General features: G+C 72.6%; 23 protein-coding genes and 1 pseudogene. 10 read left to right on the forward strand and 14 right to left on the reverse strand.

The genetic code is table 11. The features are described 5' to 3' along the window. Positions 1-1,042: 1,042 nt before the first annotated feature. The 3 genes from ACSMXO_RS03665 to ACSMXO_RS03675 all read right to left on the reverse strand — a co-directional run bounded on the left by ACSMXO_RS03665 (position 1,043) and on the right by ACSMXO_RS03675 (position 3,950). Complete coding sequence (locus tag ACSMXO_RS03665; protein ID WP_346259872.1) at positions 1,043-1,591, reverse strand: phospholipase; 549 nt, start codon at positions 1,589-1,591, stop codon at positions 1,043-1,045. Positions 1,592-1,806: 215 nt separating this feature from the next. Continuing rightward, a complete protein-coding gene (locus ACSMXO_RS03670; RefSeq protein WP_455416689.1) occupies positions 1,807-3,468 on the reverse strand; it encodes a glycoside hydrolase family 10 protein in 1,662 nt (553 codons plus the stop codon). 224 nt (positions 3,469-3,692) lie between these two features. Beyond that, positions 3,693-3,950, reverse strand: coding sequence for a hypothetical protein (locus tag ACSMXO_RS03675; RefSeq protein WP_346259870.1), 258 nt, complete (start codon positions 3,948-3,950; stop codon positions 3,693-3,695). A 255-nt stretch (positions 3,951-4,205) separates the two neighbouring features. Between ACSMXO_RS03675 and ACSMXO_RS03680 the strand changes: the two genes are divergently transcribed. Then, positions 4,206-5,234, forward strand: coding sequence for a potassium channel family protein (locus ACSMXO_RS03680; protein ID WP_346259869.1), 1,029 nt, complete (start codon positions 4,206-4,208; stop codon positions 5,232-5,234). 73 nt (positions 5,235-5,307) lie between these two features. Here the strand turns inward: ACSMXO_RS03680 and ACSMXO_RS03685 are convergent, their stop codons facing one another. Together ACSMXO_RS03685 and ACSMXO_RS03690 are read right to left on the reverse strand one after the other, a co-directional pair. Further along, positions 5,308-6,342: a 2-oxoacid:ferredoxin oxidoreductase subunit beta gene (locus ACSMXO_RS03685; RefSeq protein ID WP_455416690.1), complete on the reverse strand. Its 1,035-nt coding sequence runs from the start codon at positions 6,340-6,342 to the stop codon at positions 5,308-5,310. Further along, positions 6,335-8,182 carry a 2-oxoacid:acceptor oxidoreductase subunit alpha gene (locus ACSMXO_RS03690; RefSeq protein ID WP_346259867.1) on the reverse strand — a complete coding sequence of 616 codons (1,848 nt, stop codon included), beginning with the start codon at positions 8,180-8,182 and terminating at the stop codon, positions 6,335-6,337. The genes ACSMXO_RS03685 and ACSMXO_RS03690 overlap by 8 nt, the downstream gene beginning before the upstream one ends. 319 nt (positions 8,183-8,501) lie before the next feature. Here ACSMXO_RS03690 and ndhC point away from each other — a divergent pair, with 319 nt between their 5' ends. Then, positions 8,502-8,882 carry an NADH-quinone oxidoreductase subunit A gene (gene ndhC / locus ACSMXO_RS03695; RefSeq protein ID WP_455416691.1) on the forward strand — a complete coding sequence of 127 codons (381 nt, stop codon included), beginning with the start codon at positions 8,502-8,504 and terminating at the stop codon, positions 8,880-8,882. A 116-nt stretch (positions 8,883-8,998) separates the two neighbouring features. Here the strand turns inward: ndhC and folP are convergent, their stop codons facing one another. After that, positions 8,999-9,868, reverse strand: a complete 870-nt coding sequence (gene folP / locus ACSMXO_RS03700) for a dihydropteroate synthase (protein ID WP_455419162.1) — start codon at positions 9,866-9,868, stop codon at positions 8,999-9,001. Between the two features lie 225 nt (positions 9,869-10,093). On the opposite strand from folP, the pseudogene ACSMXO_RS03705 reads away from it, so the two are divergent. The 4 genes and pseudogenes from ACSMXO_RS03705 to ACSMXO_RS03720 all read left to right on the forward strand — a co-directional run. Next, positions 10,094-10,705 (forward strand): annotated as a pseudogene (locus ACSMXO_RS03705) (DivIVA domain-containing protein); the annotation flags it as partial. A 347-nt stretch (positions 10,706-11,052) separates the two neighbouring features. Then, positions 11,053-11,571, forward strand: a complete 519-nt coding sequence (locus tag ACSMXO_RS03710; protein WP_346259866.1) for an SRPBCC family protein — start codon at positions 11,053-11,055, stop codon at positions 11,569-11,571. 120 nt (positions 11,572-11,691) lie between these two features. After that, complete coding sequence (locus tag ACSMXO_RS03715; protein ID WP_346259865.1) at positions 11,692-12,282, forward strand: DNA-3-methyladenine glycosylase I; 591 nt, start codon at positions 11,692-11,694, stop codon at positions 12,280-12,282. Positions 12,283-12,286: 4 nt separating this feature from the next. Next, on the forward strand, positions 12,287-12,886 hold the full coding sequence (locus tag ACSMXO_RS03720; protein WP_455416692.1) for a hypothetical protein: 600 nt from the start codon (positions 12,287-12,289) through the stop codon (positions 12,884-12,886). 31 nt (positions 12,887-12,917) lie between these two features. Here ACSMXO_RS03720 and ACSMXO_RS03725 read toward each other — a convergent pair whose 3' ends face one another. The 4 genes from ACSMXO_RS03725 to ACSMXO_RS03740 all read right to left on the reverse strand — a co-directional run bounded on the left by ACSMXO_RS03725 (position 12,918) and on the right by ACSMXO_RS03740 (position 17,198). Further along, entirely contained in the window at positions 12,918-14,171 is a 1,254-nt protein-coding gene (locus ACSMXO_RS03725) for a DUF1501 domain-containing protein (RefSeq protein WP_455416693.1), read from the reverse strand. 18 nt (positions 14,172-14,189) lie between these two features. Further along, positions 14,190-15,488, reverse strand: a complete 1,299-nt coding sequence (locus ACSMXO_RS03730; protein ID WP_455416694.1) for a DUF1800 domain-containing protein — start codon at positions 15,486-15,488, stop codon at positions 14,190-14,192. Between the two features lie 100 nt (positions 15,489-15,588). Next, a complete protein-coding gene (locus ACSMXO_RS03735) occupies positions 15,589-16,377 on the reverse strand; it encodes an enoyl-CoA hydratase-related protein (RefSeq protein ID WP_346259861.1) in 789 nt (262 codons plus the stop codon). Then, positions 16,374-17,198, reverse strand: a complete 825-nt coding sequence (locus tag ACSMXO_RS03740; protein ID WP_455416695.1) for a PaaX family transcriptional regulator — start codon at positions 17,196-17,198, stop codon at positions 16,374-16,376. The genes ACSMXO_RS03735 and ACSMXO_RS03740 overlap by 4 nt, the downstream gene beginning before the upstream one ends. A gap of 187 nt (positions 17,199-17,385) precedes the next feature. On the opposite strand from ACSMXO_RS03740, the gene ACSMXO_RS03745 reads away from it, so the two are divergent. Together ACSMXO_RS03745 and ACSMXO_RS03750 are read left to right on the forward strand one after the other, a co-directional pair. Continuing rightward, the gene (locus tag ACSMXO_RS03745; protein ID WP_007455245.1) at positions 17,386-17,553 is read left to right on the forward strand and encodes a DUF3117 domain-containing protein; all 168 of its coding nucleotides are present in this window, start codon (positions 17,386-17,388) and stop codon (positions 17,551-17,553) included. Positions 17,554-17,699: 146 nt separating this feature from the next. Continuing rightward, on the forward strand, positions 17,700-19,256 hold the full coding sequence (locus tag ACSMXO_RS03750; RefSeq protein ID WP_455416696.1) for a leucyl aminopeptidase: 1,557 nt from the start codon (positions 17,700-17,702) through the stop codon (positions 19,254-19,256). 114 nt (positions 19,257-19,370) lie between these two features. On the opposite strand, the gene ACSMXO_RS03755 is transcribed toward ACSMXO_RS03750, so the two are convergent. Continuing rightward, a complete protein-coding gene (locus ACSMXO_RS03755) occupies positions 19,371-19,946 on the reverse strand; it encodes an O-methyltransferase (protein WP_239312401.1) in 576 nt (191 codons plus the stop codon). 450 nt (positions 19,947-20,396) lie between these two features. Between ACSMXO_RS03755 and ACSMXO_RS03760 the strand changes: the two genes are divergently transcribed. Further along, positions 20,397-21,725: a S1C family serine protease gene (locus ACSMXO_RS03760; protein ID WP_455416697.1), complete on the forward strand. Its 1,329-nt coding sequence runs from the start codon at positions 20,397-20,399 to the stop codon at positions 21,723-21,725. A 72-nt stretch (positions 21,726-21,797) separates the two neighbouring features. Next, positions 21,798-22,229, forward strand: a complete 432-nt coding sequence (locus ACSMXO_RS03765; protein ID WP_346259858.1) for a Sec-independent protein translocase family protein — start codon at positions 21,798-21,800, stop codon at positions 22,227-22,229. Positions 22,230-22,360: 131 nt separating this feature from the next. Here the strand turns inward: ACSMXO_RS03765 and ACSMXO_RS03770 are convergent, their stop codons facing one another. From ACSMXO_RS03770 to ACSMXO_RS03780, 3 genes are all read right to left on the reverse strand, one after another. Next, a complete protein-coding gene (locus tag ACSMXO_RS03770) occupies positions 22,361-23,563 on the reverse strand; it encodes an Mrp/NBP35 family ATP-binding protein (protein WP_346259857.1) in 1,203 nt (400 codons plus the stop codon). A 276-nt stretch (positions 23,564-23,839) separates the two neighbouring features. Next, entirely contained in the window at positions 23,840-24,361 is a 522-nt protein-coding gene (locus tag ACSMXO_RS03775; RefSeq protein WP_455416698.1) for a hypothetical protein, read from the reverse strand. After that, positions 24,349-25,083 carry an HAD family hydrolase gene (locus ACSMXO_RS03780; protein ID WP_346259855.1) on the reverse strand — a complete coding sequence of 245 codons (735 nt, stop codon included), beginning with the start codon at positions 25,081-25,083 and terminating at the stop codon, positions 24,349-24,351. Before ACSMXO_RS03780 ends, ACSMXO_RS03775 begins: the two co-directional genes overlap by 13 nt. Between the last annotated feature and the right edge of the window lie 210 nt (positions 25,084-25,293).

Here is a 25,293-nt window from a genome sequence, read left to right on the forward strand (position 1 = left end):
ACCCTCCACTCGGAATGTGTCGGCAGCTACGCGGCCCACTCGGGACTACGCGTACGCCGTGGCTCAACTGCGCAAAGAGGCCGGATCGTCGTCCACAGTAGTTACCTCTGCACCAGACTGTCACCGACGGGACCGCTCCGGGGTCGTTACTGGGGGGAGAGCGGTACCCGCGCGGGGACCGCTCGGAGCCGGCACCGCACGAGCGGTCCCCGCCTCCAGACCGGACGCGGAGGGGGTCGCGAGATGAGCTGGATACGCCGTACGCCCGATCGGCATCGAAGGGACTGGCGCCGACTCTGGCGGTACTGCCGGTGTGGCCACCGATGGAGATGTCCCGGCGCGACCCCTGCGGCACGGTCGGCCGGGCCGCCGTTGCCGCCGTCCCGGATCTCCGTGACCGTCGACCCGCCGCCGTTGCCGATCCGGGGCCGGCCGACGAACCAGCGGCTCACCTGGGAGCGTCCGGTCGGCAGCCTGGCTGGCCGGGCCGGCCAGCCGAATCGGATTGGTCAGCCAACGCGGGCCGGCCAGCCGGCATCCGGCCGGGCGGGTCAGCCGGGATCCGGCCGGGCGGGCCAGCCGGCATCCGGCCGGGCGGGTCAGTCGGGATCGGTCCGTACCGGGCAGCCGACATCCGCCGGGGCCGGGTTTGGCCAGAACGCCGGATGGCGGCGACGTGCCGTGACCGGTGAGCCGGGCCGGCCGGCCGAACCACACTCGAATTCCGGCGCGCGGATCGTCGATCCGGGCGCACAACCGGGGCAGCTCGACAGTGTGCGCCGGACGGCCCAGACGCCGGGCGGGTCGCGGCGGCGGCCGTTGGCGAGACGCTCGATCTGACCCGGCCGGTCCCCGCCCCGGCGGGACCGGCATCGGGACCGGCGCCGACGGCAATCGGCGCCGGTCCCGACCGGATCAGTGAACTTCTTCCGACTTGAACGGCGTGGCCCGTTCGCCCCGACTTCCACCGTGGGCACCACGGACCGCGCGGGGAGGTCGAAAGGGGTTCACCTGGGCGACGAGCGGCGTGGAGACGCGGAGGTCAGCGGGCCGCGGCCGCGGCGGCCGCCCGGCGTTCGCCGTCGGCCTTGAGCTTCGCCGCCTTGTCCAGGTCGGACTGGCTGATGACCAGCGAACCGAACGCGCGTACCGCTTGGTAGTAGGTCCAGGCCAGGCTGTAGCAGGCCGGGCGGACGAACGCGTTGTACGTCGCGCAGACCCGGCGCAGGTCCTCGTAGAACGCGCTGTCCAGCCGGGCCTTGTTCGGGTCGAACTGGCCGACCGCCTTGTAGTTGCGGTAGCCGAAGTCGTGCCGATGGCAGGAAAGTTCGAAGTTGAACCCGAGCGGGTTGTCCGGGCTGGACGAGCAGTAGTCGGTGCTCCAGTTGAAGGCGTAGTCGGCCCAGGCGGCCTGGTTGGTGCGGGCGGAGTTCCAGGCGTTGTAGCTGCTGGCGCTGGTCTGGGTCCAGCTCGACAGCACCGATAGCTTCTGTTCGGGGGTCACCGCGGCGACAGCGGGTGCGGCGAACCCGAGGAACGCCAGCACCGCGAACATGGTGGCGGTCAGGGTGATGAGTAGGCGACGGGACAAGGCACGTACCTCCGGACAGGAAGGGCTCCCTCGTGGGGAGGCCCGGGCGGGGCGGAGCTGTCACTGGTAAGTGAGCTACGTGGTGACAGTCTCCGGGCATCGTTGCCCGCCGATCTCTATCCGACCTTTATTTTCGTTGACAGACGCCAGAACAGGCGAATGCTCCGAGGTGCCGTACCCCGGAGCATTCGCGCGTCAGTACCGGTCGGCCCCGCTCAGCGGAGCACGAACCACGGCGGGCTGGGCTGGCTCTCGTTGGCCAGCCGGTCCAGCGCGGTCACGTAGTAGCTGTACCGCCGGCCCGGCTCGGCGGTGCTGTCCAGCCAGGACTGCACACCCGCGCCGCTGGACCGGACGGTGCCGACCAGGTTGCCGGCGTCGGCGAAGCCGCAGGAGCCAGGCAGGTCGATCCCGTCGAACCGGTAGATCGCGTACGAGGTGGCCCGGCCGAACGGCCCCAGCCCGTCGGCCGGCTGCCGCCAGCGCAGCCGTACCCCGTCGGACTGCCGGGACGCGCCGGTCAGCACCGGGAACATCAGCGGCTTGGCGGCCAGGTGCGGCATGGTCGGGATCAGCGCCGGCCGGGAGTAGTGCTCGGCGGCGTAGCGGTCGGTGGCGCCGAGCCGGTTGGCCCGGACCTGCACCGCGCTGAAGTGGATGTTGCCGGCCACCTGCGGGTAGTCCCGGTTGAAGGTCAGGTGCTTCGACATCTCGGCCGGGTCCTGCCAGGGCGCCGGCTGCGCCGGGTCGGCGATCTTGTAGTCCGCCTGCCCGATGTAGAGCTGCACCCGGGTGCCGGCGACCACCTCCGACCACCAGGGCACCAGCTTGGCGTAGTCGGCCACCGCGAGGCCGATGTTCCAGTAGACCTGCGGCACGATGTAGTCGATCCACTCCTCCTTGACCCACTTGCGGGTGTCGGCGAAGTTGGCGTCGTACGACTGGGTGCCGTTGGTTTCCGAGCCGAGCGGGTCGACCGCCTTGTTGCGCCAGATGCCGAACGGGCTGACCCCGAACTTCACCCATGGCTTGGTCGCCTTGATCCGTCGACCCATCTCCTGGACCAGTAGGTCGATGTTGTGCCGCCGCCAGTCCGCCTTGCTGGCGAAGCCGGCACCGTACCGCTCGAAGGTGGCCTGGTCGGCGAAGTCCTGCCCGGCCGCCGGGTAGGGGTAGAAGTAGTCGTCGAAGTGCACGCCGTCGATGTCGTACCGCCTGACCGCGTCGAGCATGGCGGTCTGGACGAACTGGCGTACCTCCGGGATGCCGGGGTTGTAGTAGAGCCGGGAGCCGGCCGCGTTCTGCGGGTAGGCGACCGCCCACTCCGGGTTTTCCCGGGCCGGATGTCCCGGCGCGAGCTTGTTGACGTCGGCGCCGGCGCCGTCCGGCATGGAGATCCGGTACGGGTTGAACCAGGCGTGGAACTCCAGGTTCCGCTTGTGCGACTCGGCGACCAGGTACGCCAGCGGGTCCCAGCCGGGGTCCTGGCCGCGCACCCCGGTCAGGTACTCCGACCACGGCTCGTGCGGTGACGGCCAGAACGCGTCGGCGGTCGGCCGGACCTGCACGACCACGGCGTTGTGGTTCAGCCGCTGGGCCAGGTCGAGCCAGCCGGTGTATTCGGCCTGCTGGGCGGCGATCCGGTCCGGCGCGGTGTACGACGCCTTGGTCGGCCAGTCGATGTTCACGACGCTCGCGATCCACATCGCCCGGAACTGCCGTTTCGGGGTGGCGGGGTCGGTCGCGCAGCCGGTGCTGCCGGTACGGGTGGATGCGATGGTGGTGCTCGCGGGTGCGGCGTTCACGGGCGGGGCGGCGACGAGCGAACCGAGCAGCGCTGCGGCCAGCCCGGCGGCTGCGAGCCGATATGGCTTCATGCGGTGCGTCCCTTCGTTGGGCTCCCCCGGGGGCGGGGAGGGGCACGGCGGCGCCCGTCGGCGGTTTATACCGACACGCTTATGCCGCTGGAAGGAAATTTTCACACCGTGGCCACCGGGCGCAAGCCTTCGATCGACCATGGACTCTCCGCCGTACGGTCCGCCTCCCGCCTCCCGCCATCCGCCGTGCCGCCCGGGCAACCCCCGCACCCGGCCCGCTCTGCTCAGTCGCGCCCTTCTCGGTCACGCTCACCCAGGGCGGCCACCCTGACCAGCGCCTCGATCCGGCCCTGTGCCCGGCCGTCCCGGTCGAGCCGCTCGCCGACGATCCAGACCCACTCGTCCTGGTAATAGTGTGAGATGTCGTGCCGGACCTGCTCGACCCGGAGCCGGAGCGGGTAGCCGCCGTACCGCCAGTCCTCCTGACGGAGCTGGAGTACGGTCCCGGCGGCCAGATCGGGAACTGCGGGCAGCGTGGTCACGGCACCTCCAGGCAACGGGAGAGAGTTGTGCAGCGCGGGGGTCTGGGGGGCGGATGACCGCACCTGACGTCACAGCGTGCTAATTCAGCCGTACCCAGCGCAACGTATCTAACCAAAATTTCAGCTCGATGCATGGCTGGACGCCCGACCACAACCCGGCCTCGGCCCCGATCCGGGTACCCGGCCAACCCGGTGCGATGATCCCGGCTATGTTGTGGGCGTGCGGGCGGGGGCGGCGATGAGGCGGGGTTGGCGATGATCCACTTTCCCGCCATCCGCAGGGGGCCACTGCGGGCGCTGGGCCAGCGGGTCGCCGCCGCGATCGGTCTCGTGCTGCTGATCGTCGCGGTGGTCTACCTCGACCGGGACGGCTACCGTGACGTCAACGAGGACGGGATCACCCTTCTCGACTCCTTCTACTACGCGGTGGTCTCCCTCTCCACCACCGGATACGGCGACATCACGCCGGTCACCCGGGGAGCCCGGCTGATCAACGTCCTGGTGATCACCCCGGCCCGGGTGCTGTTCCTGATCATCCTGGTCGGCACCACCCTGGAAGTCCTGACCGAGCAGTACCGCACCAACCTCCGCTTGACGCGGTGGAGGAGGAAAGTGAAGGACCACGTCATCATCTGCGGCTACGGCACCAAGGGCCGTAGCGCGATCTCCGCACTGCTCGAAACCGGCTTCGACAAGCAACGGATCCTCGTCGTCGAGCGAAATCCGGCGGCCGTCCGGCAGGCCACCTCGGCCGGACTGGTCGTGATCGAGGGGAACGCCACCCGGTCGGCGACGCTGAACGAGGCGCACGTCCGGCACGCGAAATCCGTGATCATCGCGACCGACAGCGACGAGGTCTCCGTACTGGTCACGCTGACCGTACGGCAGCTCACCGCCGGCCAGGTCCGGATCATCGCCGCCGCCCGGGAGGCGGAAAACGCCCCGCTGCTGCGGCAGAGCGGGGCGCACCACGTCATCGTCTCGTCGGCGACCGCCGGCCGGCTGCTCGGCGTCTCCACCTCAGCCCCGCCGCTGATCGACGTCGTCGAGGACCTGCTCACCCCCGGCCAGGGCATGGCGCTGGCCATGCGCTCGGCCACCCGGGACGAGGTCGGCGTGTCACCGCGCCAACTGGAGGCGCTGGTCATCGCGCTGGTCCGGCGGGGCAAGGTGGTCTCGCTCGCCGACCAGGCCGCCACCGCCATCGAGACCGGCGACATGCTGGTGTACGTCCGCGACGACCGGTCCAGCAGCGGCAGCGCCCCCGCCGACCAGTCCCGCTGACGGTCGCCCGCGCTGCCGGCTCAGGCCCGCCGACCGGCGCTCACCGGTCGACGGGTCCGCAACCCCGGACGTCCTAGAGGATCGTCCAGGTGTCGCCGCTGTTCAGCAGGCCAGCGAGCTGCTCCTCCGGGGTGCCCGTGCTCTTCGCCCGGGCCGCGTCGAGCTGTCCCTGGACCACACCGTCGTAGCTGGGCCGGTCGACGTTGCGGAAGATCCCGATCGGGGTGTTGCGCAGGGCGAAGCCGGGCAGCCGGGAGAGCGCGAAGGCGTACGCCGGCTCGGTCACCGTGGCGTCGTGCACCACGATCTCGTCCGCGGGTACCGAGGCGGTCTCCCGGACCTCCAGACCGAACCCGCCCGGCGGGTGGACGACGCAGAACTGACCCTCGGAACCGAAGGTGATCGGCTGGCCGTGCTCCAGCCGGATCAGATAGTCGTCCCGGGTGGCCGGCTCCTTCAACGGGTCGAAGGCGCCGTCGTTGAAGATGTTGCAGTTCTGGTAGATCTCCACGAACGCCGAGCCCTGGTGCTCGGCGGCGGCGCGCAGCACCGACTGGAGGTGCTTGCGGTCCGAGTCGATGGTCCGGGCCACGAAGGTCGCCTCGGCACCGAGAGCCAGCGAGAGCGGGTTGAACGGCGCGTCCGCCGAGCCGACCGGTGTCGACTTAGTGATCTTGCCGACCTCCGAGGTGGGGGAATACTGCCCCTTGGTCAGCCCGTAGATCCGGTTGTTGAAGAGCAGGATCTTGAGGTTGACGTTCCGGCGCAGCGCGTGGATCAGGTGGTTGCCGCCGATCGACAGCGCGTCGCCGTCACCGGTGACCACCCAGACCGACAGGTCCGGCCGGGAGACCGAGAGCCCGGTGGCGATCGCCGGGGCCCGGCCGTGGATCGAGTGCATCCCGTACGTGTTCATGTAGTACGGGAAGCGCGACGAGCAGCCGATGCCGGAGACGAAGACGATCCGCTCCCGGGGAATCTGCAACTCGGGCATGAACGACTGGACCGCGGCGAGGATCGCGTAGTCACCGCAGCCGGGGCACCAGCGCACCTCCTGGTCGGACTTGAAGTCCTTGGTGGTGAGCTTGAGGGCGACGGGCTCAGGCATTCTTCACGACCTCTTCCAGCATGGTCTCCAGCTCGGTGGCGGTGAACGGCAGCCCCCGGACCTGGTTGTATCCGATCGCGTCGACCAGGTAGCGGGCCCGGATCACGTGAGCGAGCTGGCCGAGGTTCATCTCCGGGATCACCACCTTCTCGTAGCGGGCCAGCACCTCGCCGAGGTTGGCCGGCAGCGGCGAGAGGTGCCGCAGGTGCGCCTGGGCCACCGGCAGGCCGCGCTGGCGCAGCCCACGGCAGGCCGCGCCGATCGGCCCGTACGTCGAGCCCCAGCCGAGCACCAGCACCCGGGCGTCCGAGTCTGGGTCCTCGACCTCGACGTCCGGTACCTGGATCGCCTCGATCCGGGCCGCCCTGGTCCGCACCATGAAGTCGTGGTTCGCCGGGTCGTACGAGATGTCGCCGGTCTTGTCGGCCTTCTCCAGGCCGCCGATCCGGTGCTCCAGCCCCGGCGTGCCGGGGATCGCCCACGGCCGGGCCAGCGTGGCCGGGTCGCGCAGGTAGGGCAGGAAGGTCTTACCGTCCTCACCGTTCGGCGTGGTGGCGAACTCGACCCGCAGGTCCGGCAGCGACTCGACGTCCGGCAGCAGCCACGGCTCGGAGCCGTTCGCCACGTAGTTGTCCGACAGCAGGATCACCGGGGTGCGGTGGGTCAGCGCGATCCGGGCCGCTTCGAGGGCGGCGAAGAAGCAGTCGGACGGCGAGCGCGGGGCGATCACCGCGACCGGCGCCTCGCCGTGCCGGCCGAACAGCGCCATGTTGAGGTCGGCCTGCTCGGTCTTGGTCGGCATGCCGGTGGACGGGCCGGCCCGCTGCACGTCGACGATGACCAGCGGCAGCTCCAGGGCCACCGCCAGGGAGATCGTCTCGCCCTTCAGCGCCACGCCCGGGCCCGAGGTGGTGGTGACGCCGAGCGCACCGCCGTACGAGGCGCCGAGCGCCGCCCCGATCGCCGCGATCTCGTCCTCGGCCTGCATCGTGGTGACGCCGAACCGCTTGTGCTTGCTCAGCTCGTGCAGGATGTCCGAGGCCGGAGTGATCGGGTACGCCCCGAGGAAGACTGGCAGCCCGGACCGGACACCGGCGGCGACCAGGCCCAGCGAGAGCGCGGCGTTGCCGGTGATGTTCCGGTATGTCCCGGGGTTCATCTTCGCCGGCTTGACCTCGTAGCGGACCCCGAAATCCTCGGTGGTCTCGCCGAAGTTCCAGCCGGCCTTGAAGGCGGCGGTGTTCGCCGCGACCAGCTCCGGCCGGGCGGCGAACTTGCGCTCCAGGAAGCGGATGGTCGACTCGTACGGCCGGGAGTACATCCAGGAGAGCAGGCCGAGTGCGAACATGTTCTTGGCCCGCTCGGCGTCCTTCTTCGAGACGTCGTGCTCGGCCAGCGCGCCGACGGTCATCGAGGTCAGCGCCACCGGGTGCAGCACGTAGCCGTCCAGCGAGCCGTCGTCGAGCGGGCTGGCCTGGTAGCCCACCTTGGCCAGGTTGCGCTTGGTGAACTCGTCGGTGTTGACGATGATGTCGGCCCCGCGCGGCAGGTCGGCCAGGTTGGCCTTCAGCGCAGCGGGGTTCATCGCGACCAGGACGTTGGGGGCGTCGCCCGGGGTCAGGATGTCGTAGTCCGCGAAGTGCACCTGGAAGCTCGACACTCCGGGTAGGGTGCCGGCGGGGGCGCGGATCTCCGCGGGGAAGTTCGGCAGCGTCGAGATGTCGTTGCCCAGTTGGGCGGTTTCCGAGGTGAATCGGTCGCCGGTGAGCTGCATGCCGTCGCCGGAGTCGCCGGCGAACCGGATGACCACCCGATCCAGTTGTTGGACCTGCTTGCTCACTGCTGCACCTCGCTTCGCTCGGCCCGGTCGGACGGGCTGAGCTCAGGGGTGACCTCGCCTTGCTCGGCCACATGTCCTCCTTGAGCGCCGGTGGCGGGTTGGCGGTGGTGAGGGCCGGGCCCGCTCCAGTCCTTCATTGCAGAGCCTACGTCGATGGTTAGGTGATCCTTGCCCAAGGTCCGTCACATGGGACGCTGTAATGGCAGCATTAGCGTGCTTTCGCCCCACCCGGAAAGCGGTGTCGTTATCCAGATCACCGAACTCCGGACGTCGAATTCTACGAGGCAGAAACCCGACACCGGACGGTAGGCTGCCGCACATGACCGGATACCTGGGGTCGTACGCGACGCTGGGGCTGCTGCTGCTCGCCAGCGTACTGGTCTTCGTCGGGGCGTTCGCCGCCAATCGGGTGCTCCGGCCGGCCCGCCCCGCGGACCCGCCCGGCAAGGGGACCAGTTACGAGTGCGGGCTGGATCCGGTCGGCAGCGACTGGGCCCAGATGCAGATCCGCTACTACGTCTACGCCTATCTCTACGTCCTGTTCGCCGTCGAGGCGGTCTTTCTCTTTCCCTGGGCGGTGGTCTTCGACCGGCCCGGGTTCGGCCTCGTCACGGTGATCGAGATGGCCATCTTCGTCGCCGTGCTCGCCCTCGGCATCCTCTACGCCTGGCGGAAGAACATCCTCCGCTGGACCCAGTGAACCTTCTTCAACCTCCCCTTGCGGTCCGGCGGACCGCAAGGGGACGCGGTGCGTGGGCGCCGCGCGGTTCAGGTTGAAAGGTTCAGCGACCCGGGTCTGAGAGCGGACCGGGCGGGTTAGGCCAGTCCGCGCCGGGACACCGCGGGCGGCCGGTCGCCCCGGATCGAGGCGACCATGTCCAGCAGCCGCCGGGTCGGGCGTACCTGGTGGGCCCGGAAGACCCGGGCACCCAGCCAGGCCGAGATCGCGGTGGCCGCGAGGGTGCCCTCCAGCCGCTGGTCCACCGGTAGGTCAAGGGTCTCCCCGACGAAGTCCTTGTTGGACAGGGCCACCAGTACCGGCCAGCCGGTGCCGGTCAACTCGCCGAGTCGCCGGGTGATTTCCAGCGAGTGCCGGGTGTTCTTGCCGAAGTCGTGCGCCGGGTCGATCAGGATGCCGTCCCGGCGTACCCCGAGCCGGACCGCCCGGTCGGCGAGCCCGGTGACCGTGTCGAGCACGTCGCCCAGCAGGTCGGGAAAGGCCGCCCGGTGCGGCCGGGTACGCGGCGTCAACCCGCCCGCGTGCGAGCAGACCAGTCCGACCCCGGTCGCGGCGGCCACCTCGGCGAGCGCCGGATCGGCACCGGACCAGGTGTCGTTGAGCAGGTCGGCGCCGGCCGCGATTGCCTCGACGGCCACCTCGGCCCGCCAGGTGTCGATCGAGATCACCACGTCCGGAAAGGCGGCCCGGACGGCGGCGATGGTGCCGACGGTACGACGGATCTCCTCGGTCACATCCACCTCGGCACCGGGCCCGGCCTTCACCCCGCCGATGTCGATGATCTCCGCACCCTCGGTCACCGCCCGCTCCACGGCCCGCAGCGCGCTCTCCGCCGCGAAGGTCACGCCCCGGTCGAAGAACGAGTCCGGAGTACGGTTCACGATCGCCATCACGGCGAGGTCGCCGGGCGCGAACGTGCGCCGCCCCAGTCGAAGCGCCTCCGCCATCCACTCCTCCTCCACCGTCTTCGCGCTGATCACGCTAGTCGGCTCCGGACCGCCGTACCCGTGCGGGCGCCCGCGTCGGTCGGGCCCGCGAGCCGGGGTGCCGGGCCGCCGTGAGCACCGCCGTCCGGTCCGGCGGCGGTGCCGGCGGGCAGGGTTTCACGTCCGTCGAAGAATGACCGGGGTGGCGGGGTCGCCCGGCCCGGCTCGCCATGCCACCATCGGCGGATGGGTCAGGTTCTGCTCCTCTTGGTCGTGGCGCTGACCGTCGCGGCGGTGGTCTTCGGGGTGACGGTGCTGGTGACCGGTTCCGATCCGGGGCTGGGCACCGCCGAGCCGGACGGTCGGGCGGTGCCGCTGCCCGGCAACCGGCCGCTGCTGGAGACCGACGTCGGGCAGGTCCGGTTCGACCTGGCACTGCGGGGATACCGGATGGCCCAGGTCGACCTGGCGCTGCGCCGCACGGCGTACGACATCGGCTACAAGGACGAGTTGATCGGGGTGCTCCAGGCGGAGGTCACCGCGCTGCGGGAGGGACGGCTGGACGACGCCGAGGTGCTCCGCCGGGCCCGGGAGGCAGCTCTCGTACCGGCCGGGTCGGCCGGCGCCGCGCCGGACGCCGTGGTTGACAACTCCTCGGCCCGTACGCTGGCCGCCGCGGCGACGACCGGCGGGATCGGGGTCCACTCGTCGCCGGTGCCACCGGTCACCGGCCCGGCCGACGCCGCCGGCGCTGGCCCGAGCGGCTCCGAGCGCCGGTCCGGGCTGGCCGAGCCGGCGCCGCTCGAGTTCCAGCCGGTCGAGTTCGGGTCCGAGCCGTCGCCCCGGCCCGAGCCTGCTCCGGCGGAGCCTGCTCCGGCGGAGGCTGCCGCGCCGGCGACGGACGACCGGACGGACGGCGACGAACCGGCCCCGACCCGGCCGGTCCGGGGGGGCGGCTCCGTGATCGAGGCCGAGGACGGCGACCTGACCGAGGCCACCGCACCGATCCGGCCGGCCGCCAGCAACGGATCGAGCGATCCGACCGGCGACGGCGAGGACGACCAGCCGGCCCGGCCGGTACCGGCGGACGCCGCCGACGAGTCGGACGAACCGGCCGACGAGGCGCACACCACCCGGGTCGGGCGGCCGATGCAGGCAGACGGGGCGGCCGGGCCGAGCGGACCGGCGGAGCAACCGGAGCGGGCGTGAGCGCCGCCGACCCGGGCGGTGCGGATCCGGACGGCACCGAGGGGCTCCGGGCAGCGGCCCAGCCCGGCGCCGGAGAGGTCACCGCGACGGTCATCGTCGCGGCCCCCGCACCCCGGGTCTTCGCCGCGCTGACCGCCTGGGAACGGCAGGGCGACTGGATCCCGTTCACCCGGGTCCGCCTGGTGGAGGGGGACGGGGGCGAGGGCAGCCTGGTGGAGGCGGTCACCGCGGTCGGGCCGGCCGTGCTCCGCGACGAGATGCGGGTGGTCCGGGTGGACCCGCCGTACGAGGTGCGGGTGGTGCACTGCGGCGGTCTGCTGCGCGGTCCCGGGGTGTTGCGCTGCACCCAGATGGCCGAGGACCGGACCCAGGTGGTCTGGCACGAGTGGTTCCACCTGCCCGGCGGCTCGGCCGGCCGGGTGGCCTGGCCGGTGCTCTGGCCCGGCTCCAAGTTCGGCCTCACCCAGGCGCTGAAGCGGTTTGCCCGGCTGGTGGAGCGCGGCCAACTGCCCTGAACCTCGGCACCATCCGCCCGTGCCCGTGCCCGTGCCCGTGCCCGTTCCTGTGCCCGTGGCCGGGCGGCGGTGATGCCGGTCACCGGCGGGTTGTCGGCGGGTTGGCCTACCGTTGACGCCGTGACTGATCTGGTGACCGGCGACGACGGGCTGGCCCGTTGCCGCTGGGGCGCGAGCACTCCGGACTATGCCGTCTACCACGACGAGGAGTGGGGCCGACCGCTGCACGGCGACGACGCGCTCTACGAGCGGCTGACGCTGGAGGCGTTCCAGTCCGGGCTCTCCTGGCTGACCATCCTGCGGAAGCGGCCGGCGTTCCGGCTCGCCTTCGACGGGTTCCACCTGGAGACCGTGGCCGGCTACGGCGACGCGGACGTCAGCCGGTTGATGGCCGACGCCGGCATCGTACGGAACCGGGCGAAGATCGAGGCGGCGATCGCCAACGCGCGGGCCGCGCTCGACCTGCCGGACGGGCTGGCGGCACTGCTCTGGTCGTTCGCCCCGGCCGCCCGGGCGGCCCGGCCCCGGTCCTTCGCGGAGGTGCCGGCGATCACGCGAGAGTCGACCGCGATGGCCAAGACGCTCCGGAAGCGGGGTTTCCGGTTCGTCGGCCCCACCACGGCGTACGCGCTGATGCAGGCGACCGGCATGGTCGACGACCACCTCGACGGCTGCCACGTCAAGCCGCCGGCCGCCGCCGTGATGGGATAGCGGCATGAGTGCAGCGGGTTCGGCCCGGACGTGGGCCGTCGTCATCCCCGGTGAGCGCTACGAGGCCGAGCGGCTCTTCCACCACGACACCCTGGAGCTGACTGGCCGCAACGGCGGGCCCCGACCCGACCCCGGCGATCCCGTCCTGGTGGTCCGCGACGAGCGGCCGCCTCTGGTGGTCGCGCTCGGCCGGGTGATCGCCGCCGACGGCGTCGAGGAGCGGGATCCGGACGATCCGCAGTCCGGGCTGGGCGAGACCGGGGCGCTCGCGGTGACGTACACCCGGCAGGTCTTCGATGAGCCGGTCCCGGCCGACCGGCTCGCCCTCGACGGCCCGGTCACCCCGGTCGACCCAGCGGTCTACCAGGAGCTGGCCGGGCGGGTCGGCCCATCGCCGGAGCGCCGGAACTACCTGGTCAGCCTCGACCTGCCGATCGAGGCGGGGTCACCGGCCGAGGCGGTCCGGCTGTTCTGGGCGTACGTCCAGGAGCTGGGCCCCCGCGAGCTGCCGGCGTTCGTCGCACCGTCGGACGACGAGCTCGCGATGCAGGCGTTCGTGCTCGGCGTCGAGGCCAACCAGGATCCGGAGGAGGACGAGGACTGAGCCGCCCTCGGGCACCGGTTGCCGGCCGCCGTCAGGTCAGCACCCCGGACAGCCGGCCCCGCCAGCCGGCCAGCACCTGCTCCGGTTCGGTGTCGAGGACCCGCTCCAGCAGGCTGGCGTAGACGTCCCGGAAGTCGGTGGTGAACCGCAGGTCGCCGTCGTCGAGCCGGGTCAGGCTGGGCGGTTCGCCGTGCAGGCCGCCGCGTACCCCGGCGCCGAGCAGGAAGACGTCGGACGCGGTGCCGTGGTCGGTGCCGTCCGAGGCGTTGGCCCGGACCCGCCGGCCGAATTCCGAGTACACCGCCACCACCACCCTGCGCCCGGCCTCGGTGCCGGCCATCCGGTCGACGAAGCCGGTCAGCGCCTTGTCGACCTGGCCGAGCAGCACCGCCTGGAGTTGCTTCTCGTCGGCGTGGGTGTCGAAGCCGCCCAGCGAGACCGAGAAGACCCGGCTCGACACCCCGGCCTCGACGCACTGCGCCACCAGGTCGAGTTGGGCGGCGAGCGGGCTGCGCGCCCCGCCGGTCGCGGTCGCGGCCGGCCGGTCGTCGTTACCGCCGTCGTCGGCCTCGTCGGCTTCCTCGGCCGCGTCGCGTACCTCGGTGAGCATCGCGTCGACGGCGCGCAGGTCGGCGAAGCAGGCGGCGGCCCGGGCCTGGCCGGCCGGTTCGCCGGGCTCCGCCACCGCGAGCTTGGCCAGCGTCGGGTCGCCGACCGGGCGGCGGGCCTTCCGCTCGGTCACCGGTACGGCGGCACCCGCGCTGCGGGCACCGGCGAGCAGCGGCGGCAGGGTCGGCTCGAAGGAGACCGCGAGCCGGGGGTCGCCGCCCACCCCGTCCAGCCAGCGGCCCAGCCAGCCGGTGTGCTCGGGGCGGTCGGGGCGGGCGGTCTGCCAGATGTCCATCGAGCGGAAATGACTGCGGTTGGGTGTCGGATATCCGACACCGCGCACGATGGCCAGCCTGCCCTCGCCGTACAGCCGGTGCAGCCCGGCCAGCGCCGGGTTCAGCCCCACCCGGTCGTCCAGCCGCTTCACCTCGTCGGCCGAGTACGCCAGCTCGGGGCGGGCGTCCTGGTAGGCCGGATCGGCGTACGGGACGACGGTGTTCAAGCCGTCGTTGCCGCCGTAGAGGGTGACCAGGACCAGGGTACGGGCCTGCGGGTCCCGGTCACCGGCCGTGTCGAACAGGTCCGACAGGCCGTACGCGCCTGCGCCGGCCGCGAGCGCACCCGCCCCGGCCACGCCACTGGCGAACAGGAACCTGCGTCGGGTGAGGATGTCCATCCGCTCGTCCCCTCCTCGTCAACTGACCGTGTACTCGGGGCTGACCAGCCCGGCGACCAGCAGCCGGCGCGGGTCGTCGGCCAGCGGGGCCAGGGCGGCCCGGGTGCGTGGCGTCCAGCGCTCCACCACCAGCAGTCGGGCCAGCGCCTCCGGCCGGTCGTCCCGGGCGGTGCCGGCGAGCCGCCGGGTCACCTGCGGGGCCGCGGCCCCGGCCAGCAGCGCGGCCAGCCGCATCCGGGCCTGCAACGACGAGGTGGTCAGCCAGGCCGGGCCGGCCGGCCAGCCACCGACGCTCGGCGGTCGCAGCGGCACCTGGTCCATCCCGGCCAGCCGGTTGGCCAGTTCCCGGCGCTGCTGGTCGGGGAGCTTGCCGGGCCGGATGCCGAGCTGGCGCATCGCCCCGACCGCCCACTCCACCGGCTGCTTCACCAGCCCGCCCCGGGCCTGCCCGAACTCCGGCGCGGTGAAGAGCGCCCGGAGCACCTCGACGGTGGTGCCACCGGCCAGCGCCTCCGGTGGCGGCGCGTCGGCGCTGGCGAACCGGGCCCAGAGCCGAGCCGAGACGAAGGCGCCGGCCTCGGGGCGGGCGGCCAGCAGCCGGGCGTACGAGTCGGCGTCGAACGCCGCCGTCTGGCCCAGGATCGTCTTCCCGGCCGGATCGTGCCGGCGCCGGACGAACCGCGCCTCGCCGGTACGCCGGTCGACCTGCCAGCCGGTCAGCGCCCGCGCCCCGGCCTTGACGTCCGCCTCGGTGTAGTGCCCGATGCCGAGGGTGAACAGCTCCATCAGCTCCCGGGCCAGGTTCTCGTTCGGGGCGGTACGGGTGTTCTTCTGCCCGTCCAGCCAGAGGATCAGCGCCGGATCCCGCACCATCGCCCGGACCAGTGCCTCGAACGGCCCCCGGCCGTACCGCCGGAAGGTGTCTAGCTGCCCGAGCATGAGCTGGGCAGAGCGCACCTTGCGTACGCTGGTCGCCCAGTGCCCGTGCCAGAAGAAGACCAGCTTCTCGGTGAGCTGGTGCTCGGCGGCGACCATCCGGTCCAGCCACCAGTCGACCAGCCCGCGTACCTGTTCCGCCCGCTGCTTCTGGGCCTGCTGCCGCTGCTCCCGACCGGACTCCCTGGTGATCCCGGCGTACGGGTCGGCGCCGAGTTCGGGGGGCGGGGTGGCCGCCGCGCCGGGGTCGGTGCCGACCGGGCTGAGCAACCGATCCAGCGTGGCCGCCAGCCCGGCGCGTCCGGCCGCCTCCACCTCGGCGACTGTCGGCCCGAAGGTGGCGCGGCGCAGCAGGTGTACGACGGCGTCCCGATCGACCATGCGGCTGACCCTAGGCCGGTTGGGTACGAGCTCGGAAGGCCGGCGATCGAGATCGGTCTGCGTCAGCGGTGATTCCGGCGATGCCGGTGCCCGGGGATGGTCAGCGGCCCTCGAACGTCGGCCGGCGCTTCTCCACGAAGGCGGTGGTGGCGGCCCGGTGGTCGGCGGTGGCGCCGCAGATCGCCTGCGCCTGGGCCTCGGCGGCCAGCGCCTCGGAGAGGGTGCCGGCGTCGCCGACCGAGAGCTGCCGCTTGATCGCCCCGTACGCCACCGTCGGTCCGGCGGCCAGCCGGACGGCCAGCTCCTGCGCGGTCTCCAGCACCTGCTCGTCGTCGACCAGCCGATTCAGCAGCCCGATCCGGTACGCCTCGTCGGCCGGTACCGGCTCGGCGAGCATCAGCAGCTCGACCGCCTTGGCGTGGCCGACCAGCCGGGGCAGCGACCAGGAGGCGCCGGTGTCGCCGGCCAGGCCGACCTTGGCGAAGGCCAGCAGGAAGCTCGTACCGGGGCCGCCGATCCGGAAGTCGGCGAGGAAGGCGAGCGAGGCTCCGGCGCCCGCCGCCATGCCGCGTACCGCCGCGATCACCGGCTTGGGCAGGCTGGCCAGCCGGGAGGCGATCGGGTTGTAGTGGGTCCGGACCGTGTCGAGCGGGTCGGTGCCGCCATCGGCCAGCGTGGCAGCGTGTTCCCGCAGGTCCTGGCCGGCGCAGAAGGCCGACCCGGCACCGGCGAGCACCACCGCGCGGCAGGAGCGGTCGTGCTCCAACTCGGCCAGGGTGTCCCGCAGCGCCTCCTTCAGCGCCACGTCCAGCGCGTTCATCGCGGCCGGCCGGTTCAGGGTCAGCGTGACCACGGAGTCGGAGCGGTCGATGAGCAACGGCTCGGTCACGGGTGTTGACCCTTCTGTCGGGCGGTCCGGTGGTTTCCGTCGAGGCACTGCTCGACGAAGCGGTCGGCGGCCGGGCGCAGCCGCGCGGCGTGCCGGTCGAAGAAAGCTGCCGCGCTGGTCCCGGGCCACCGCTCGGGCAGTAGCGCGGGAGGCAGTTGCGGGTCCCGGAAGAGGAAGGTACGCCATGCGTGCACGAGCCGGAACCGGGCCGCGTACGCGTCCTCGTCGCAGCTGCGTACGGTCACCGCGGCGAGCAGCGGCCGCTGCTCGGAGACGAACTCCTGGTACGCGTTGGCGATCTCGTCGAGGTCCCAGGCCCGCCGGACCACCCCCATCGCCCCGGGCGTGCCGGCGGTGTGCGCGGCGGTGAACCGCTCGTAGCGCACCCCGGCCTCGGTCAGCAGGGCGTCCACGTCCTCGCCGGGCCGGGTGGCGACCCAGGTCTGCTCGTCGAGCATGCCGTAGCCCAGATAGCTCAGGTTGGCGGCGAGGCGTTGCCGGTCCCGTCGGTTCGTGCCGTTTTCAAGCACGATGAGGTCGAATCGGCCGTCCCATCCGATCTTGCCGGTGCGGTAGATCCGGGCCGCCGCCTCGTCGAGTCGTCGGGCCGCTCTCGGGGTGAGCAGATAGCCCGGTCCGGCGGCCAGTCGGAGCGGGTGCAGCCAGCCCTGCCGGACCATCCGGGAGACCGCGGTACGGACCGCGGGTGCGGCGATGCCGAGCGGGGATAGTAGTTTGACCAGCGCGGACACCGGTGCGCGTCCACCCCGGGAGCGGAGGTAGTCGCCGTACAGGTCGAAGAGTGCCGACCGTGCCTGCATGACCGCACATTGTGACACCCCTTCTCAAGATAAGCTAGATGCTGTTACATCAACGCTGGTTCGGTTTGGGTCCGGCGGTGTTCATCAGGGAAAATCGTTGGTCGGCACCGCGGCCTTGGGCGGTGATGCTGACCAAATGGATGTGGGGTAACCCACCGACCCTGATGAAGGTCTGAGGGGAGACAACATGGCGGCGATGAAGCCGCGGACGGGCGACGGTCCGCTGGAAGTCACCAAGGAGGGCCGGGGCATCGTCATGCGGGTTCCGCTGGAGGGTGGTGGCCGGCTCGTCGTCGAGATGACTCCCGACGAGGCCAACGCGCTCGGTGACGCGCTGAAGGCCGCCGCCGGCTAAGTGAACGCCGACTCCTCCGGGCGGTACGTCTCGTCCGGCGGGGTTTCTCACCCTGGGCCACCGGCGGTGTCGCCGGTGGCCCAGGGTCGTGATGCCGGGCGGGTGTTTCTCCCGCCCACACAAGATCGTCTGGAGGTAACGCCGGCGTGCTGTCGATCCGTCTGGTAGTCGACCCGAGCGGGTTCGAGACCCTGGCCCTGCCGGTCGCACCTCCGGAGCCGCCGGGTGAGCCCGCCGCCGGGCCGGCACGGATCGACCCGGGCCCGACCGACCAGGCCGGATCGGGTACCCAGGACGGCACCGAGCCGGCCGGCCGAGTGCTGCCCACCTTTCTCGCCCTGCCTGCCGAGCTGGCCGCCGAGGCGACCGCGCTGCTGCCGTACCTCGACCAGCCCGGGGGCGCGGGCGCGCTGCACCGGTCGATCCGGCCGCAGGGCACCCCGACCCGGCTGCTGCTGGCCGGTGTGGGTGACGGCGACGAGGCCGGCTGGCGGTCTGCCGGGGCGGCGGTGGTCCGGGCGGCCACGCGTGAGAGTTCGATCACTATAGCGATTCCGGCCGATGCCACCCCGGAGGTGGTACGCGGGCTCGCCGAAGGGATCTGGCTGGCGTCGTACCGGTTCCGGATGCCCGACGCCGACGGAGCCGCCGGCGACCCGCCCGCGCTGACCGAGGTGCTGCTCGCGGTCGCCGACCCGGAGCCCTACCGGGCGGCTCTGCACACCGCCCGGGTGGTCGCCGAGGCGACCCGGTTCGCCCGGGACCTGACCAACACCCCCTCCTCGGTGAAGAGCCCGGCCTGGTTCGCCGACCGGGTGGTCGAGGCGGCCGCCGGCCGGGACGGGCTGACCGTCGAGGTCCGGGAGCCGGACCGGCTCGCCGCCGAGGGGTTCGGCGGCATCCTCGCCGTCGGCGGGGGATCGGCGCAGGGGCCCCGGCTGGTCGAGCTGAGCTGGCGGCCCGAGGGTGCGGGCCGGCACGTGGTACTCGTCGGCAAGGGCATCACCTTCGACACCGGCGGCGTCTCGATCAAGCCCCGGGACGGCATGAAGCTGATGCGCAAGGACATGGGCGGTGCGGCGGCCGTGGTCGCCGCCGTTCTCGGCGCCGCCGCGCTCCGGCTACCGGTCCGGGTCACCGCGCTCGCCCCGCTCGCCGAGAACATGGTCAGCGGCTCGGCGTACCGGCCGGGCGACGTGGTGCGGCACTACAACGGGCTGACCAGCGAGAGCACCAACACCGACGCCGAGGGCCGGCTGGTGCTGGCCGACGCGCTCGGCTACGCCGCGGCGCGGCTCGGGCCGGACCTGCTGGTCGACCTCGCCACCCTCACCGGGGCGAACGCGGTCGCGCTCGGCAAGCGGACCGCCGCCCTCTACAGCGACACCGACGAGCTGGCCGAGGCGGTGCTGGCGGCGGCCGAGGCGGCCGGCGAGCGGGCCTGGCGGATGCCGCTCCCCACCGACTACGCCGAATACCTCGGCAGCGAGATCGCCGACCTCTACAGCGCCCCGAACCACGGCGCCGGATCGGTCACCGCCGCGCTCTACCTCCGGGAGTTCGCCGGTGACCTGCGGGACCGCTGGGTACACCTGGACATGTCGGCGCCGTCCTGGTCCGACGGCAACGACGGCGAGCTGGTCAAGGGCGCGACCGGCTGGGGCGTACGCACCCTGCTGCGCTGGCTGGCGACGCAGCCGTAGCACCGCGCTGGCTGGCGACGCAGCCGTAGCACTGCGCAGCCGTAGCGCCGCGCTGGCTGGCGACGCAGCCGTAGCCGGTGCGGGAGGGTCCGGCCGGGGTTGGACCGGGTCCGGTCAGCGCTTGACCGCGACGAGCAGTCCCTCGCCGGTGGGCAGCAGCGCAGGGGTCCACTCCTCCGACTCGCGGACCGCCTTGACCACCTCCCGGACGGTCACCGTCTCCACGTCCCGGGCGGCCGGGTCGCCGATCCGGCCGGCGGCCAGCGCGCCGTGCAGCGCGAGTACCCCGCCGGGGCGCAGCAGCCGCAGCGCCGCCTCGACACAGGCGCTGTACTCCGCGACCTCCGAGTCGACGAAGATCAGGTCGTAGACACCGTCGGCTAGCCGGGGCAACACGTCCAGCGCCCGGCCGGTGATGATCCGGGTACGCCCGGAGGCGAAGCCCGCCTCCTGGAAGATCCGCCGGGCGATCCGCTGGTGTTCCGTCTCCACGTCGATCGTGGTCAGGATGCCGTCGGGGCGCATGCCGCGGAGCAGCCAGAGTCCGCTGACCCCGGTACCGGTGCCGATCTCCACGACGGCTCGCGCACTGCCGGCCGCGGCCAGCAGCCGGAGCGTGGCACCGGTCCCCGGCGTGACGGCGTCCAGCCCGACCTCCCTGGCCAGGCTGCGGGCGGTACGCAGGACCAGGTCCTCGGCGACGTACGCTTCGGCGAACTGGAGTGCTTGGGCGGTCGTCGTACTGACTGACCGGGCGACCGTGGCGATGGGGCACCTCCGGGCGGCGAGGGACTCGGCTGGGGATGGAACCTGGGGAGGGAAACTCGGTCTGCGGTGCGTCTCGGGGGAGTGCCGGGATTTCCGGCGGGCGGAGCTTGCGGACGGCGGGTTCGCGGGGTGACGGTGGAACGGCGGCGGTGGGACGGCGGACCGGGGCGGGGTTGCGGGTATGAGCCTAAGGGTGGCGGTACGTGATCGGCAGGCGCGTACCTCGGACAGCGCCGCTGCCTCGGACCAACCGATGACCGGTAATCGGCCATCCGTGCGATCCTGGATGCGGAACCCGGACGCCGCGGCCGGAACCGGTCGCCCCGGCCCGCGCGGCGCCCGGCTTCAGGGACGGACTGGGAGGCAGCGAACGTGACGGACGGCTGGAACTGGCGCCAGCCCGACGGGACGGCGACGCCGGGGAATCCCCCGCCGCCGACGCCCTCGACGGTAGGCACGCCGGCGGTGCCCGGGTCGGCCGCCGCCCCGGGATCGTCCCCGTGGTGGTCCGACGCGCTGCACGACCCGTGGCGGAACCCGGCCACTCCGGCGGCCGTGGTGGTGCAGGCGGCGCCGGCCTCGGGGACGGGCGCCGAACCCGAGCCGGTGAGCGACCCGGCCACCGCCGGGCGGCGCGGGCTGGCCCCGGTCTTCCTGGTCTCGCTGATCACCGCGCTGCTTGCCGGCGCGCTCGGCGGTTCACTCGGGTACGCCTTCGCGGTGCGCGGCGGTGCCGGCGGTACGACCGCGCTCGGTTCGACCGCCGCAGAGCCGCCCGCCACGGCCCGCCGGCCACCCGACTCGCTGGCCGGTGTCGCGGAGCGGCTGCTGCCCAGCGTCGTCACGGTACGGGTCAGCGGCAACGGCGGCATCGGTCTCGGCTCCGGGTTCGTGGTCAGCCAGGACGGCTACGTGATCACCAACGACCACGTGGTCGGGGTCGGCGCCGACACCGCGACGGTGGTGTTCAACGACGGCTCCACCGCACCGGCCGAGGTGGTCGGCAAGGATCCCGAGGCGGACATCGCCGTGATCAAGGTGTCCCGGACCGGCCTCAAGCCGGTGGAGTTCGGCGACTCGGACGCCGTGGCGGTCGGCGACCCGGTGCTCGCCTTCGGTACGCCGCTGTCGCTGGCCAACACCGTCACCGCCGGCATCGTCAGCGCGCTGGACCGGACGTTCCGACAGGGTGAAGCGGGTGGGCAGGTGCGCTACTACGCCGCCATCCAGACCGACGCCGCGGTGAACCGGGGCAACTCCGGCGGGCCGCTGGTCGACGGTGGCGGGCGGGTGATCGGGGTGAACTCGGTGATCCAGACGCCGGCCGCCGACGAGGAAACCGCCGGCAACGTCGGCCTGGCCTTCGCGATCCCGATCAACCAGGCCAAGCGGTTGGCCCAGGAGATCATCGACACCGGTAAGGCCCGCCGGACCGTGATCGGCGCGACGGTCGGCGGCACCCGCTCCGGCGGGTCGGGCGGGGTGCGGATCTCCGCCGTCGAGCCGACCGGGCCGGCCGCCGCCGCCGGGCTGCGCGCCGGTGACGTGGTTCTCAAAATCGACGGCAAGCCGCTGGAGGATCCGAGCGACCTGATCGCGCTGGTCCGCAAGTACGCACCCGGCTCGGTGGTGAACGTCGAGTACCGGCGCGGGCCGGAGCGGCAGGCCGCCTCGGTGACCCTGGCCGCCGACGCGAAGTAGCGCCCCGCTCCCCCTCCCCCCGCCCGCCAGGACGTGCGTACTCTTGCCGGGGGCGGGGATGAGGAGGCAGTCGTGTTCGAGAACCTGAACTGGTGGGAGATCGGTGCGCTGCTGCTGGTCGCGCTGCTGATCTTCGGCGACCGGCTGCCGACCGTGATCAGCGACGGCCTCCGGATGCTGCGCAACCTGCGCAACATGGCCCGCAACGCCACCGGCGACCTGAGCCGCGAGCTGGGCACCGACATCCAGCTAGAGGATCTGCACCCGAAGGCGTTCATCCGCAAGCACCTGTTGAGCGAGGAAGACGAGCAGGCGATCCGGAAGCCGCTGGAGGGGACGTTCGAGAAGCTCCGCTCCGACCTGACCGACGTACGCCGGGAGGTCGACGACGTCGCGGCCTCGGCGGACATCCGCTCGTCCAGCGGCTCGACCGCCTCGACCTCGGGTACCGGCAGCGACGTGACGCCGGCCGGGCGCCACGCCTTCGACGTCGACGCCACCTGACCCGGCGCCCCTGATCCGAGGCGGCTGACGCCACTCCGCGCGAGGCGCTGACGCCCCGCTGGGGCGCTGACGCCACGCTGATCCGGCGCCGGGCGCCGACATGGACGCCCGGACCGCCGGCCGCCGTGGGATCAGCGACCGGTGGGGCGGAGCCCGAGGGGCTTGCCGAGCAGCGACTCGCGGCGTACGGCCAGCCGGTCCGCGACCGCGGCCAGCGCCTTGGCGGCCGGCGCCTCCGGCTCGGCGAGTACGACCGGGTCACCGGCGTCGCCAGCCTCGCGTACCCGGGTGTCCAGCGGGATCTGACCCAGCAGCGGTACCTGTGCGCCGATCACCCTGGTCAGCGACTCGGCGACCATGGCGCCGCCGCCGGAGCCGAAGACCTCCATCCGGGAGCCGTCCGGCAGGTCCAGCCACGACATGTTCTCCACCACCCCGACCAGCCGCTGGTGGGTCTGCAGGGCGATCCCGCCGGCCCGCTCGGCCACCTCGGCCGCCGCCGTCTGCGGCGTGGTCACCACCAGGATCTCCGCGTTGGGCAGCAACTGGGCCAGCGAGATGGCCACGTCGCCGGTGCCCGGCGGCAGGTCCAGCAGCAGGACGTCGAGGTCGCCCCAGTAGACGTCGGCGAGGAACTGCTGCAACGCGCGGTGCAGCATCGGGCCCCGCCAGACCACCGCCGCGTTGCCGTCGGTGAACATGCCGATCGAGATCACCTTCACCCCGTGCGACTGGGGTGGCATGATCATGTCTTCGACCCGGGTCGGCCGGCCTTCGACGCCGAGCATCCGAGGCACGGAGTGGCCGTAGATGTCCGCGTCGACGACGCCCACCGCGAGCCCCTTGGCGGCGAGTGCGGCGGCCAGGTTGACCGTGACACTCGACTTGCCGACCCCGCCCTTGCCGCTGGCCACGGCGTAGACCCGGGTCCGGGAGCCGGGCTGGGCGAACGGGATCACCGGCTCCTGGCTCTGCCCGCCGCCGCGCAGTCGGGCCTGGAGCGCCTGCCGCTGCTCCGGGCTCATCACGCCGAAGTCGATGGTGACTCCGGTCACGCCCGGCACCGCGCCGACCGCTGCGGTGATGTCGGTACGCAGCTTGTCCCGCAGCGGGCAGCCGGCGACGGTGAGCAGCAGTTCCACCCGTACCGTGCCGTCGGCGGCGACCACGGCGGAGCGCACCATGCCGAGTTCGGTGATCGGCCGGCGGATCTCCGGGTCGTCGACGGTGGCGAGCGCGGCGTGCACCGCCTCCTCGACGGCGTTCGTGGGCCGGACGGCGGAGTCGGTGCCGGAGGCGGCGGCCTCCTGGCCGGGAACGGCTGGAGCAGACATGTTCGCCATGCTACGTCGCCGGCCGGTCCGACTGGCCGGCCGCACCGGGACAGATGGGCGCTGAGCAGCACTCGGCAGACGAAGCGAACGAGTACGGCGGGGGCGGCAAGTCGGGCGTTCAGCCATGAGTGGGGAAATTGGCGATTTGACGGTAGACGCCGTACCCGTTGGAGTGCGACGATCGTTGAAGTTCGCCGCGCGCCTAGCCCCTTGAGGCGCGCGGCGCTTTTGTGCCGCTGTGCGGTTCGCGCCGCTGGTCCATCGACGGCGGCCCGGTCAGCGGCGCCGGACCCGGTGCAACCGGAACGGCCGGCGGGTCTGCCGCACCGGGGCGGCCTCGCGCGGCGGGGCGGCGAGCGAGTCGTCCGGCAGGGTCTGCCCGGCGGCCAGCGGCGAGCCGGCCGGGGCCAGCCGGCTGAGCACGCAGCCAGCCCTCCACCGCTCGGCCAGGTCGGCCGGACTGCCGGAGGCGTTGAGCCGCTTGGCCGCCACCTGGGGGGCCACCGTCGCCCACTGCTCGCTCTCCGGTGCGACCCGGGACACCTCGGCCGGCCAGGTGACGATCCGCCCGCCGTGGTCGCCGCGCAGCGTCACCGTCGCGGTGTGCGCCTCGGCAAGTCCCGGCGCGGACTGCTCGCCGGGGCCACTCACCACGTACAGTCCGCCGTCGAGTGGGACGCACCACAGCGCCACCGGCGGCCGGTCGCCGACCGCCACCCACGCCACGGCCGCCTTCTTCACCGCCTCCGTCACCAGCGGCGAGACCGGGGCCACCTGCTCGTCCGTCACACCCCGCATCCTGCCTCACCCGGGATCGGCACGGAACCCGCCGGCTCCGACCCGGGCCGGCTCGGGGGTACGTCGAGCAGCCCGGGGACCTCGGTCAGCGAGCTGAGTGCCGGACCGGTCCAGCCACGGTCCCGGTTGAAGACGAGGTGACCGTCGAGGTCGGCAGCGGCCAGCCGGATCGCGGTCATCCCGGCCCGGGCGGCGCCGGTGAGTTCCTGGCTGCCGCCGTCGCCGACGTAGAGGCAGTCTGCCGGGGCGACACCCAGCCGGTGGCAGGCGGCGAGATAGATCGCCGGATCGGGCTTGCAGCGGCCGACCTGCACCGAGAAGACCGGCGCGTCGAGCAGGGGCGCGACCGGCAGTTGCGGCAGGAAGGCGGGAAGTTCGTGGGTACAGTCACTGACCAGCGCGGTGCGGGCGCCACGACGCCGTACGGCGCGCAGCACGGTCACCGCCTCGGGGCGGAGTCGGGTGTCGGCGCGTACCGCTTCGACCCGGGCCTCGACGGCGGCGCGCAGGTCGGCGGCGGAGGGTCGGGCACCGGCCTGCGCGCAGATCCAGCGCATGGTGTCGGTGGCGTCGCCGAGCGCCCCGCTGGCGCGCAGGTAGAAGGACCGGTCGAGCACCTCGACCAGCGCCTCCACGGCACAGCCGAGCAGTGCGGCGACCGCCGCGTGCTGCTGCCCCCGCCGGCTGGCGCAGGTGAGGGTGCCGAAGAAGTCGAAGATCACCGCCCGGTACGCGGGTAATCGTCGCTCCCCGCCCTGGTCCGACCGATCCGGTCGGGGCTGGGCGTCGGGAGCGGAACAGCGGTCTGTCGGGGAGGGGTACCGGTATGTGGGCATGGGGGAGCAGGCCTCCGGAACCGGATGGAGCCAGGCGCGATCGGACGATAGTAACGACTTGTCGACCAGATGGTGGCCCGCAGTGACATGTGAGGA

This window comes from Plantactinospora sp. DSM 117369, assembly GCF_053764795.1.

Bases quoted from the DNA above. Each gene is read 5' to 3' on its own strand.
- ACSMXO_RS03725 (WP_455416693.1), bottom strand. From the start codon at position 14,171: ATGGACATCCTCACCCGACGCAGGTTCCTGTTCGCCAGTGGCGTGGCC.
- ACSMXO_RS03670 (WP_455416689.1), bottom strand. From the start codon at position 3,468: ATGAAGCCATATCGGCTCGCAGCCGCCGGGCTGGCCGCAGCGCTGCTC.
- ACSMXO_RS03720 (WP_455416692.1), top strand. From the start codon at position 12,287: ATGAGTGCAGCGGGTTCGGCCCGGACGTGGGCCGTCGTCATCCCCGGT.
- ACSMXO_RS03730 (WP_455416694.1), bottom strand. From the start codon at position 15,488: ATGGTCGATCGGGACGCCGTCGTACACCTGCTGCGCCGCGCCACCTTC.
- ACSMXO_RS03685 (WP_455416690.1), bottom strand. From the start codon at position 6,342: ATGCCTGAGCCCGTCGCCCTCAAGCTCACCACCAAGGACTTCAAGTCC.
- ndhC (WP_455416691.1), top strand. From the start codon at position 8,502: ATGACCGGATACCTGGGGTCGTACGCGACGCTGGGGCTGCTGCTGCTC.
- ACSMXO_RS03745 (WP_007455245.1), top strand. From the start codon at position 17,386: ATGGCGGCGATGAAGCCGCGGACGGGCGACGGTCCGCTGGAAGTCACC.
- folP (WP_455419162.1), bottom strand. From the start codon at position 9,868: ATGGCGGAGGCGCTTCGACTGGGGCGGCGCACGTTCGCGCCCGGCGAC.
- ACSMXO_RS03740 (WP_455416695.1), bottom strand. From the start codon at position 17,198: ATGCAGGCACGGTCGGCACTCTTCGACCTGTACGGCGACTACCTCCGC.
- ACSMXO_RS03680 (WP_346259869.1), top strand. From the start codon at position 4,206: ATGATCCACTTTCCCGCCATCCGCAGGGGGCCACTGCGGGCGCTGGGC.
- ACSMXO_RS03770 (WP_346259857.1), bottom strand. From the start codon at position 23,563: ATGTCTGCTCCAGCCGTTCCCGGCCAGGAGGCCGCCGCCTCCGGCACC.
- ACSMXO_RS03775 (WP_455416698.1), bottom strand. From the start codon at position 24,361: ATGCGGGGTGTGACGGACGAGCAGGTGGCCCCGGTCTCGCCGCTGGTG.